At 68.5% G+C, this 10,089-nt stretch carries 13 protein-coding genes; 7 read left to right on the top strand and 6 right to left on the bottom strand.

Annotated elements, in window-relative coordinates; genetic code table 11:
* Positions 1-9: 9 nt before the first annotated feature.
* Both ON30_RS26050 and ON30_RS26045 read right to left on the bottom strand, forming a co-directional pair.
* Positions 10-393: a hypothetical protein gene (locus ON30_RS26050; protein WP_218006304.1), complete on the bottom strand. Its 384-nt coding sequence runs from the start codon at positions 391-393 to the stop codon at positions 10-12.
* Positions 394-452: 59 nt separating this feature from the next.
* Entirely contained in the window at positions 453-734 is a 282-nt protein-coding gene (locus ON30_RS26045; protein ID WP_040711064.1) for a hypothetical protein, read from the bottom strand.
* Between the two features lie 230 nt (positions 735-964).
* Here ON30_RS26045 and ON30_RS26040 point away from each other — a divergent pair, with 230 nt between their 5' ends.
* A complete protein-coding gene (locus tag ON30_RS26040) occupies positions 965-1,192 on the top strand; it encodes a hypothetical protein (RefSeq protein WP_245554219.1) in 228 nt (75 codons plus the stop codon).
* A gap of 13 nt (positions 1,193-1,205) precedes the next feature.
* On the opposite strand, the gene ON30_RS26035 is transcribed toward ON30_RS26040, so the two are convergent.
* On the bottom strand, positions 1,206-1,769 hold the full coding sequence (locus tag ON30_RS26035; RefSeq protein ID WP_051029992.1) for a DUF305 domain-containing protein: 564 nt from the start codon (positions 1,767-1,769) through the stop codon (positions 1,206-1,208).
* Positions 1,770-1,986: 217 nt separating this feature from the next.
* Between ON30_RS26035 and ON30_RS39405 the strand changes: the two genes are divergently transcribed.
* Positions 1,987-2,127: a hypothetical protein gene (locus tag ON30_RS39405; protein WP_157183835.1), complete on the top strand. Its 141-nt coding sequence runs from the start codon at positions 1,987-1,989 to the stop codon at positions 2,125-2,127.
* A gap of 251 nt (positions 2,128-2,378) precedes the next feature.
* The gene (locus ON30_RS39400; RefSeq protein ID WP_157183834.1) at positions 2,379-2,537 is read left to right on the top strand and encodes a hypothetical protein; all 159 of its coding nucleotides are present in this window, start codon (positions 2,379-2,381) and stop codon (positions 2,535-2,537) included.
* Positions 2,538-2,576: 39 nt separating this feature from the next.
* Here ON30_RS39400 and ON30_RS26030 read toward each other — a convergent pair whose 3' ends face one another.
* Both ON30_RS26030 and ON30_RS26025 read right to left on the bottom strand, forming a co-directional pair.
* Positions 2,577-3,281: a phosphatase PAP2 family protein gene (locus ON30_RS26030; RefSeq protein ID WP_051029991.1), complete on the bottom strand. Its 705-nt coding sequence runs from the start codon at positions 3,279-3,281 to the stop codon at positions 2,577-2,579.
* A gap of 71 nt (positions 3,282-3,352) precedes the next feature.
* Entirely contained in the window at positions 3,353-4,153 is an 801-nt protein-coding gene (locus ON30_RS26025) for an SDR family NAD(P)-dependent oxidoreductase (RefSeq protein WP_051029990.1), read from the bottom strand.
* Positions 4,154-4,261: 108 nt separating this feature from the next.
* On the opposite strand from ON30_RS26025, the gene dcd reads away from it, so the two are divergent.
* Positions 4,262-4,861, top strand: coding sequence for a dCTP deaminase (gene dcd, locus ON30_RS26020; protein WP_040711062.1), 600 nt, complete (start codon positions 4,262-4,264; stop codon positions 4,859-4,861).
* A gap of 80 nt (positions 4,862-4,941) precedes the next feature.
* Here dcd and ON30_RS26015 read toward each other — a convergent pair whose 3' ends face one another.
* Entirely contained in the window at positions 4,942-5,391 is a 450-nt protein-coding gene (locus ON30_RS26015) for a hypothetical protein (RefSeq protein WP_040711060.1), read from the bottom strand.
* Positions 5,392-5,617: 226 nt separating this feature from the next.
* Between ON30_RS26015 and ON30_RS26010 the strand changes: the two genes are divergently transcribed.
* The 3 genes from ON30_RS26010 to ON30_RS26000 all read left to right on the top strand — a co-directional run bounded on the left by ON30_RS26010 (position 5,618) and on the right by ON30_RS26000 (position 10,089).
* Positions 5,618-7,012 carry an NsdA family TPR-like regulatory protein gene (locus ON30_RS26010; protein ID WP_040711058.1) on the top strand — a complete coding sequence of 465 codons (1,395 nt, stop codon included), beginning with the start codon at positions 5,618-5,620 and terminating at the stop codon, positions 7,010-7,012.
* 162 nt (positions 7,013-7,174) lie between these two features.
* Positions 7,175-8,422 carry a pyridoxal phosphate-dependent aminotransferase gene (locus tag ON30_RS26005; RefSeq protein WP_040711056.1) on the top strand — a complete coding sequence of 416 codons (1,248 nt, stop codon included), beginning with the start codon at positions 7,175-7,177 and terminating at the stop codon, positions 8,420-8,422.
* Positions 8,423-8,808: 386 nt separating this feature from the next.
* Positions 8,809-10,089: a YibE/F family protein gene (locus ON30_RS26000; RefSeq protein ID WP_085999411.1), complete on the top strand. Its 1,281-nt coding sequence runs from the start codon at positions 8,809-8,811 to the stop codon at positions 10,087-10,089.

The raw sequence follows: 10,089 nt of genomic DNA, 5'->3' as shown, positions 1-10,089 counted from the left end.
GCCCGCGGCTCAGTGATCGGCCACCGCGGCCGGTGGGATGAAGCGATTCATCGTCTTGTCCGGGCCGATGTACCCCTCGCCGTCCATCGTGATGGGGACGACCGCGCCGCTGGACAGCACGAGCCACGCCAGAACCGGTTCGGCCGGCGAGTCGGGGCGCCCTTGCTCGGCGGCGCGCCAGCCCTCCCCCGGCAGCGCGGCGACGACACGGTCCGCTCGTTCGAGACGGGAGAAGTCCGGGTAGTCGGTGACGAGTCGGCGCGCACCCAGTTCGGCGTCGACCACCACGGCGGTCCCGGTCGCCGGATCCCACCCGTCGACCTCGCGAAACCGGCCCATGAGGGTGTCGGTACCACTGAACACGGCGTACCAACCACTGTGCGTGAACTCCATGCGCGTCATCATCGCGTACTTCGTGCGCCGGAGTTCCGCCGAGTCAGGGTCCGGCGGCTTCACGCTCCGGGTTCGTCGACCCGCATCACGTGCGTGGTCGGGTCGAGAACTTGACCGAGGCCCGCCGCGCTGCCGAATTGTTCGCCGAGGGCGGCGGCGAATCCGCCGACCGCGCTGAGCAGGATGACGACGCCGAGCACTACCCACACCCAGGTCGGGATCTTCGACCGGACGGGCGCGGGGACCGGGTCGGCGGCGAAGGCCGACGGGGGGAGTTGCGCGGGGAGGGGGCGGGTGAAGGGGGCGGTGGGTGGTCCTTGCGGAGGTGGCGGGTTGATCACGTGCTTCCCCTGGTCGTTCTGCTTTCACGGTTCATCGGCGTACTGGTGTGCACGTTACGCGCGGCGAGTCGGTCTGTTGCGCCGGGGAATCGAGGAGACCGGCACGCACCCCGGACTGGACTTCGCGCTCGGATGCCCGAATGCTGTACGGGTGGCCGCGCTCGGCCGCGCGGCACGGGTGACCGCCCACGGGGGGCGTCTTCCGACACGAAGGATCGAAGGAGTCGACGATGATGGTGCGACGGCACAGACTGCTCACCACGACAACCGTTCTCGGCGTGGCCGCGACGGTGACGCTCGGCCTGTCCGGCTGCGGCAAGTCCGAACGGTGGTGCGAGCGCGACCAAGGCGACGTCCTCGTGGCGAACTCCTACTGCGAGGCGAATACGCCGGGCTACGAATGGGAGCCCGACCACGACAAGCCGAAGAAAAAGAAGAAGCCGATCAAGAAGCACTAGCCCCGGTCGGCGGTCAGGGCGTCCCGAATTCGCTGCTGAGCAGCAGTGTCATGGTGGCCGCCTCGCGGGTCTGATCGGTGAACATGGCGCGCGCGAGGCGGGTCACCGGAGGCTCGGCCGTGGCGGCGGCCAATTCGTCCAGTTCGGCCGTGGTGGCCATGCCGGGCATCGCCGCGTCCGGCACGGTCGTGCCGTGGTGGTGCGGCATCGACATCCACGCCATCGGACGGGGATTGACGGGCAGCGCCGCGGCGAGCGTCAGCCAGCCCGTCATCGTGCCGATCTCCAGGCGCTGCGCGTCGGCGATCTGGGTCGCCAATGCGCGCACCGGGGGTGCGGCCTCGGCGGACAATCGCGCCACCATCAGCAGGGCCTGCTGATGGTGGGCGGTCATGTCCTGGAGGAAGCCGATCTCGGCGTCGGTGAAAGTCGGCGCGGGCGGCGGGTCGGCCACCAGCAGCGGACGCGCCGCCGCGCCGAGGGTGAGCAGCAGGATCGCCGCCCACGCCGCGCCGTCCACCGCGTCCGCACCCTGCTCGACAACCGCCTCACCGCCGACCCCACCCACACCCTCCACCCCGACACCACGGCCGAAAACCTCCTGCTCGCCCTCGGCCTCGTCGCCGCCCTCCTCACCAAAACCGCCGAACTGCTACGCCGTTCGGTAGCCGACGAAGCCTGGCGCCTACTGCGCCACGGCCTGGACGGTCCGTCGAGATGATCGTCGGTCGGGTGCTGCAGAAGTGTCGAAGTCTGCTTGATTCGTCTTCGACGTCGAGAGCGCGCGGGCCGGCATGGTCGGCACCGGTCCGGCGTTCACCCTCTACGAGGTGGTGAACGCGCTGTTCGCGACCGTGCAAACCGAGGATCGGCTTTTCACCGACGAGGAGACGGCACGGATCGAGTCGATCTATCGGGAGACGTACGCGCTGTGACAGGCCGGTCGCGCTCGTAGCGACTGAGGACGGTGCCGGACGGGTACGGTTTGGGTGGGGGAAACGGGGGCATTGATGGGGCGGAAGGGTGTGGGTCGACAGTGGCATCGGGCGGGAAATCGGCGCGGTGTCGGTCCGGCGTCGTACCATGCGAAGGAAGCATCGGCGTGGGGGTTGTTGTTCCCGGTCGGTGATCAAGGTGCGGACGCCGTTCATCGGCTATCAGCCGCAGATCAGAGGAGGCTCGACAAATGAGTCACGAAGATGGGCATGTGCCCGGACTGTTCAGTCACGAAAACGTCGCCCCCGAGGCGTACACGGCGGCGGATGCCAACGCCGCGCACTACCTTCCCGTGTTCAGCGGGATGGAGGACGGGTCTTTCCAGGGGCAGGTCGACGGCGACGGGTAGGGGGTTGATCGGCCGCCGGGGTTTGCGCGCGGCCGGGTTTCACGGGGCCTGGTCGGCCCCGGACGGGGGATCGGTTCCGTTCGGTTCGGCGCGGTTTCGCGCGTAGCCGTACGCGGTGACGCACATCAGGACCCACAGGGCTCCGATGGACCAGCCCGCGAGGACGTCGGTGGGCCAGTGCACGCCGAGGTAGACGCGGGACAGTCCGACCGCGGCGACGAAACAGATCGCGGCCGCGACGATGGTGACGCGTCGCGCGGTGCGGTGCAGTCGCGGTAGGAGCGCCACGGTGACGATGCCGAGGACGGCCATCGAGCCGAGGCTGTGCCCGGACGGGTAGGACAGGCTCGGCTCGAAGGCGAGACGGTCCACGGCGGGTGGGCGGGCGCGTCCGATCAGGCGTTTCCCGACGAAGGTCAGGAGGGCGGCGCCCGCGCCGGTGACACCGACCAGGACGGCGTCGCCGCGATGTCCGCGTCGTAGCAGCCACGTGCAGGTCAGCACCGTGATGACGGTGAGGGTGAGCGTGTCGCCGAGGACGGTGACGGCGCGGGCGAGTGCGTTGAGCGGTTCGGTGCGGTGGGCGACGATCCAGTCGTCGATCCGCGGGTCCAGGCGCGCGAGTCCGGTGTTGTTGCGGACCTGGTGGGTCAGCGTCGTGACGACGATCGTGAGCAGTGCGGCGATCGCGGCGAGGCCGTAGGTTCTGGTTCGGCTCCCGGCGGTCTTCGGGGTCGACGGCATCTCTCCAACCTGCCACGGCCGCGCTGAAAGTTTGCTGTGGATCGGTGGGAGAGTCGCGGGAGCCGACCGGGTCAGAACAGGCTGTAGCCGCCGTCGATGAGCAAGGTGTCGCCGGTGTGGTAGGCGCTGGCCGGGCTCGCCAGGTAGACGGCGACGGACTCGAAGTCCTCCGGTTGTCCCCAGCGGCGCACGGGGATGCGCGGTTGCACGCGTTCGCGGAAGCGGTCCCAGCCGAAGACGGGGTCGGTCATCGGGGTCTCGACCCAGCCGGGGAGTACGGAGTTGGCGCGGATGCCGTGTTTGGCGAGTTCGACGGCGATGGAGTTCATGATCGCGATCAGGCCCGCCTTGCTGGCGGCGTAGTTCTGTCCGCGCGGGACGCCTTGGCGCGCGGCCAGACTCGCGGTGGCGACGAGGCTGCCGCCCGTGCCTTGGGCGACCATCACTTTGGCGGCTTCGCGCAGCGTGACGAAGGCCGCCTCGAGGTTGACGGAGGTGACGCGCCGGAATTCGGCGAGGGAGGTCTCCAGGAACGGTTCGAAGCCCTGCGGGACGCCCGCGTTGACGAAGCAGGAGTCGAGGCGGCCGAGTTCGTCGGCGGCGCGCGCGATGGCGTCGGTGATCTGGTCTTCGTCGCCGACGTCGCAGGACAGCGGCAGGACGCGTCCGCCGAAGGCGGCGAGTTCCTCGGCGGCGGCCGCGTTGCGTTCGGTGTTGCGTCCGATGACGCACACGTCGGCGCCCGCGCGGGCCAGTCCGCGGGCGAAGCCGAGTCCGATGCCGGAGTTGCCGCCGGTGATGACGGAGACGTGTCCGTGCAGGTCGAACGGGGACGACGCGGGGGATGGTGTCGCGGGAGTTGTCTCGGTCACGCTGTGCCCTTTCGTGAGGCCGCACTGGTTGAGCTCTCGAGAGGATAACGCTGTCAATATTTCAAACCGTGCCGAACAGCCGCGACGGGCGACCGCTAGGCTCGTCGCGTGCTGCTATCCGATCGTGACATCCGCGCGGAGATCGCCGCAGGTCGTCTCGGCGTCGCGCCGCTGCTGGAGAACCTGATCCAGCCGTCGAGCATCGATGTGCGCCTGGACCGGTTGTTCCGGGTCTTCGACAACTCCCGCTACACCCACATCGATCCGGCCCAGCGGCAGGACGAGCTGACCAGTCTGGTCGAGCCCGCCGACGGCGAACCGTTCGTGCTGCATCCCGGCGAGTTCGTGCTCGGGTCGACGCTGGAGGTGTGCACGCTGCCCGACGATCTGGCGGGCAGGCTGGAGGGCAAGTCGAGTCTGGGCAGGCTCGGCCTGCTGACCCATTCGACCGCGGGGTTCATCGATCCCGGCTTCAGCGGACACATCACGCTGGAGTTGTCGAATGTGGCGAATCTGCCGATCACGTTGTGGCCGGGGATGAAGATCGGCCAGTTGTGCCTGTTCCGGCTGACCAGTCCCGCCGAGCACCCGTACGGCAGCGCGGCCGCGGGCTCGAAATATCAGGGGCAGCGCGGGCCGACGCCCTCGCGCTCCTACCTCAATTTCCCGCTCTCGACCGAAGTCGTGGAGTCGCTGGAACCGCGGTGAGCCGCCGCGCCGAACCCGCCCCCGTCGACTGGGGGGCGGACCCGGCGCGACGAGCCGAGGCGGCGGGGACCGCGACGCATTCAGTCCCCGCCGCCCGCTCCCACCGCGAGCGCCGTCGTGACGACGGCGCTCAGCGGCGGGAGTGTGCCGTTCCGGCCCGGCGGACTGACCCAGAAGCACCCTTCCCGGGTCCACCGCCCCAGACCGGTCGGCAACATCACGGCGCTGCCGACGGTGGGTATGCCGATATCCAGTCGGTCCAGCACCTCCAATACCTGTGCGCCGGGCCGGGAATCCGGTTCGGCCAGGAAGCTCCAGCGGATCCGCCGGGCCAGCACGGGACCCCTCGTCCCCTGCTGTTCCAGTGCCGCCCTGACCTTTTCGGCCCGGGCGCTCGGCAGATGCAGCACACACGCGCGTCCGCTGACGGGTAACATGACGAAACCGCCACGTTCGGTCACCGGCAGTCCGTACTCGTGCCGGTAGAAGGCCACCCAATCGTCGATCGTCCTGAGTTCGTCAACGTTCACGGCCAACTCCTTGCCTCCGACTCCAGGGTCGCCCGCGGAAGGGGGACACGGTATCGCCCGCGTGCTCGCGTTTTGCTGCCATTCCACTGCCCCTCGCCGACAGGTCGTCCTCCGCGCGGGCCGCGCACGCGCATCATCGTTCGATAGCGAGTCCGAATTGATTGTGGCAGTGGACACAAAGCCCTCGTACCCTGGATGAGGAGTCTCGTTCGGAAGGGATGACATCGTGGTCCGGCAATGGTCAGGAAGAGAGACCCGTGCCCTTCGCGATGCCAAGCGCATGAGTATCAGGGAGTTCGCCGCTCACCTGGGAGTGCACGAACGCCTGGTGTCGAAGTGGGAGGCGGGCGGGGTGCGCGTGCATCCGCGTCCGATCAATCAGGCCGCCCTCGACACCTCCCTGGCACGGTCCGACGATGTTGTGCGGGCACGTTTTGCGGCGCTGATCGATCAACCGCTGATCGATCGACCGGTCGCGCCGGATGCCGATCCGGGTCCCCTCACCGGGGCGCGGACATCGTATGCGAGCGACGCGGATCTTCTCGCCCTCATCGACACCGGTGCGATGAGAGGCGATGCGTTGGCGGCGATTTCGGAGAGGGATCTGATCATGGCGGCTGCCCACGAGGCGAGCGAGCACGCCGGACACGCCGAGAGCTCCAATGTGGGCGCGTCCACATTGGACCAGCTCGACGCCGATGTCATGCGCATCGCGAACGATTACGTCCACAGCCCGCCGGTGCCGATGACGGTGGAGATGCTGCGGGTGCGCAGGCGGGTCTACCGATTACTGGAGGGCCACCAGCGCCCCGCCCACACCAGTCATCTGTATCTGCTGGCGGGCACGTTGTCCGGGTTGCTCGCGAACGCGAGCACCGATCTCGGCTACTACGACGCGGCGGGCGAACAGGTGCGGGCGGCGTGGGCCTACGCGGAGTTGTGTGGGCACAACGGCTTGCGCGCGTGGACGCGCGGGATGCACGCGCTCATCGAATATTCCGCCGAGCGGCCGCGGCGCGCGGTGGTGCTCGCACAGAGCGCGCACGAGTTCGCCGAGTCGGCCACGGCGAAAGTGCGCCTGTTCAACATCGAGGCCAGGATCTGGTCGAAGTTGGGCAGCGCCGAGGACACCGAACGCTGTGTGCGGGCGGCCGACGCGGCCCGCGCGGTCACCGAGACCGACGACCTGCACGACGAGATCGGCGGGGTCTTCGGTTTCAACGACGCCAAAGCCCAGTACTACGCGGGGGCGACCTACATCCATCTCGGCCTGGCCGAGCCCGCGCTGGCGGCCACGCGGCGCGCGATCGAGCTGTATTCCACCGGTCCGTCCCGGCAGCGCTCCTACGGCGCGGAGTCGCTGGCCCGGGTCGACAACGCGGCCGCGCACCTGATCAACGGCAGTCTGGACGGTGCCACCGAGGCGCTGGGGCCGGTGCTGGCGTTGGACGAGGACAAGCGCATCGTGCAGTTGGAGGAGCGCCTGACCAAGGTTCGCCGGCGGATCGCCGCGGCGGAGTTCCGTGACGCGCGCGCGGCCAGGGCGCTCGACGAACGGATCGAGGAGTTCTGCGGCTGTAGCGCCGCCAAGACCATCCCGCCGGGCAACACCGCGTCCTGACCGGCGCGGCTCGCTGTGTACACCGGGCGGCCCGCCCGTGAACACCGGGGCGGCCCGCCCGTGAACACCGGGGCGGCCCGCCCGTGAACACCGGGGCGGCCCGCCCGTGAACACCGGGGCGGCCCGCCCGTGAGCCGGAACACACTTGCGTGGGATGGCACGATGGGACGGGTGAGCCCGAGTCATCTACCGCCCCGTGTGCTGGAACAGTCCACGAAGTTGCAGAACGTCGTCTACGAGATCCGTGGACCGGTACACGCGCAGGCGGCACGGCTCGAGGCCGAGGGGCACCGGATCCTCAAACTGAACATCGGCAATCCCGCGCCGTTCGGGTTCGAGGCCCCCGACGTGATCATGCGCGACATCATCGCGGCCCTGCCCTACGCCCAGGGCTACTCCGAGTCCAAGGGCATCCTGCCCGCGCGGCGCGCGATCGTGACCCGCTACGAGTTGGTGCCGGGCTTCCCCGACCTGGACGTGGACAGCGTCTACCTGGGCAACGGCGTCTCCGAGCTGATCACGATCACCATGCAGGCGCTGTTGGACAACGGCGACGAGGTATTGATCCCCGCGCCGGACTATCCGCTGTGGACGGCGATGACCAGTCTGGCCGGCGGCACCCCCGTGCACTACCTGTGCGACGAGTCCAACGGGTGGCAGCCCGATATCGCCGACATCGAATCGAAGATCACCGAGCGCACCAAGGCGCTGCTGGTGATCAATCCGAACAATCCGACGGGCGCGGTGTACTCGGCGGAGGTGCTCCAGCAGGTCGCGGATCTGGCGCGCAAGCATCAACTGCTGCTGTTGGCCGACGAGATCTACGACAAGATCCTCTACGACGACGCCAAGCACATCTCGCTGGCGACGATGGCCCCCGACCTGCTGTGTCTGACCTTCAACGGCCTGTCCAAGGCGTACCGGGTGGCGGGGTACCGGTCGGGCTGGTTGGCGATCACCGGGCCCAAGGAGCACGCGGCCGGTTTCCTGGAGGGCATCGATCTGCTGGCCTCCTCGCGGTTGTGTCCGAATGTGCCCGCGCAGCACGCGATCCAGGTCGCGCTGGGCGGTCATCAGAGCATCGAGGATCTGATCCTGCCGGGCGGTCGACTGCTCGAGCAGCGCGATGTCGCCTACGAGCGGTTGAACATGATCCCGGGCGTCTCCTGCGTGAAACCCAAGGGCGCGCTGTACGCGTTCCCCCGGTTGGATCCGAATGTGTACGAGATCCACGACGATTCGAAGTTGATCCTGGATCTGCTGTTGCAGGAGAAGATCCTGATGGTGCAGGGCACCGGCTTCAACTGGCCGCATCACGATCACCTGCGGATCGTGACCTTGCCCTGGGCACGGGATCTGGCGGTCGCGATCGAGCGGTTCGGCAATTTCCTGGCGAGTTACCGGCAGTAGGGACAGCGGCCGGGGGCCCTCGGAGCGCCCTGCTTAGGGGGTAGAAACAGACTCGATGTTGAGATTGGCGCGAGTTTTGCTGGTGGGCTAGCGAAAAACTTCAACTTTTGTGTACAGTAGCTCTCGGCACCTCGAGTGCCCGGTCACGTTGTCCTACCCCCCCTGGACAAGGTGACCTCGGGCCCGGCCGCCTACCCCCCCTGGGCCGCCGGCCTGTGGGCGGCGGAGACATCCCCCTGCTCTCCGCCGCCCCCTCCCGATTCTTTTTCTCGAACGAATCCGCGGCCCCGCCGAGCACTCGTTGTTCGCGATCTTGAAAATGAAATCCTTTAAGCTCTCCTGCGGTAGATGCTCCCCGGGGCATGCGACGGACAGGTAGGAGCCCGGTGACCGATCACCATCACCACCACCATCACGACCACTCCGAACCGCTGGCGATCGGCGCGACCGCCGCGCGCGTGGTCGTCGGGTTGCTCACCGTGATCGGCGTGGTCGTCGTCATCGCGGCCATCGCCCTGTGGCCCAGCGCCCAGCACGTCGACATCCCCCTGCCCATGCAGAACGCGGGCGGCGGCGCGGTGCAGACCGAAGCGGGCACGGTCGTCGCCCAGGACGTCGGTCCGTGCGGAAGTCCTTCGATCGGCAAGGTTTTCGCCGACAAACCCGAAGCGCCCCGCAACAACGCCTACACCTGCCAGCGGAGTCTGATCACCATCGACTCCGGTCCGCACACCGGCAACAAGACGCTGTTCGAGATCGCGCCCGGCCCGGGACAACCGGACCTGCGCGCGGGCGACGAGATCCGCCTGGTCCGCCAAGCCGATCCCAACGGCACCCCCATGTACTCCTTCGAGGACTACTCGCGCGGACTCCCGCTGACACTGATCGTCGTCGCCTTCATCGTCGTCATCATCGCCGTCGCGCGCTGGCGCGGCCTGCGCGCGCTGATCGGTCTGATCTTCGCCTTCGCCGTGCTGGTGACCTTCCTGCTGCCCGCTCTGCTCGACGGCAAACCCGCCGTCCCGGTCGCGCTGGTCGCGGGCGCGTTGATCCTCTACGTGGTGCTGTATCTCGCGCACGGGGTGAACCTGCGGACCAGTTCGGCCCTGCTGGGCACGCTGACCTCGATGCTGCTGGCGGCGGTGCTGTCCTGGGTGGCCATCGAGATCACCCATCTCACCGGCCTGTCCGAGGAACAGAACACCAACGTCGCCACCTACATCGAACACGTCAGCATCACCGGACTGCTGTTGGCGGGCTTCATCATCGGCACCCTCGGCGTGCTCAACGACGTCACCATCACGCAGGCGTCGGCGGCCTTCGAGTTGGCGGCCATCGACGAGGACGCCTCGCGGCGCGAGATCTTCACCGCCGCGATGCGCGTCGGCCGCGACCACATCGCCAGCACCGTCTACACCCTGGTCCTGGCCTACGCGGGCGGCGCGCTGCCGCTGCTGCTGCTGTTCAGCGTGGCGGGCCGCTCCATCCGCGACGTGCTCACCGGTGACGCCGTCGCCATCGAGATCACCCGGTCCGCGGTCGGCGGTATCGCGCTCGCCCTGTCGGTGCCGCTGACCACGGGGATCGCGGTGCTGCTGGCCCGGCCGTGGGGTTCGACCCAGCAGGTGCAGGCGCCGCCCGCGCGGCGTGCCCGGCACGCGAGGTAG

The sequence above is a fragment of the Nocardia takedensis NBRC 100417 genome (genome assembly GCF_000308695.1).
In the GTDB taxonomy this organism is placed as follows: domain Bacteria; phylum Actinomycetota; class Actinomycetes; order Mycobacteriales; family Mycobacteriaceae; genus Nocardia; species Nocardia takedensis.
This window is presented reverse-complemented; position numbering and strand designations above follow the sequence as displayed.

Coding starts and splice junctions, on each gene's coding strand:
- ON30_RS26050 (WP_218006304.1), bottom strand. CDS start 393: ATGGAGTTCACGCACAGTGGTTGGTACGCCGTGTTCAGTGGTACCGAC.
- ON30_RS26005 (WP_040711056.1), top strand. CDS start 7,175: ATGGGACGGGTGAGCCCGAGTCATCTACCGCCCCGTGTGCTGGAACAG.
- ON30_RS26040 (WP_245554219.1), top strand. CDS start 965: ATGATGGTGCGACGGCACAGACTGCTCACCACGACAACCGTTCTCGGC.
- ON30_RS26030 (WP_051029991.1), bottom strand. CDS start 3,281: ATGCCGTCGACCCCGAAGACCGCCGGGAGCCGAACCAGAACCTACGGC.
- ON30_RS39405 (WP_157183835.1), top strand. CDS start 1,987: ATGGTCGGCACCGGTCCGGCGTTCACCCTCTACGAGGTGGTGAACGCG.
- ON30_RS39400 (WP_157183834.1), top strand. CDS start 2,379: ATGAGTCACGAAGATGGGCATGTGCCCGGACTGTTCAGTCACGAAAAC.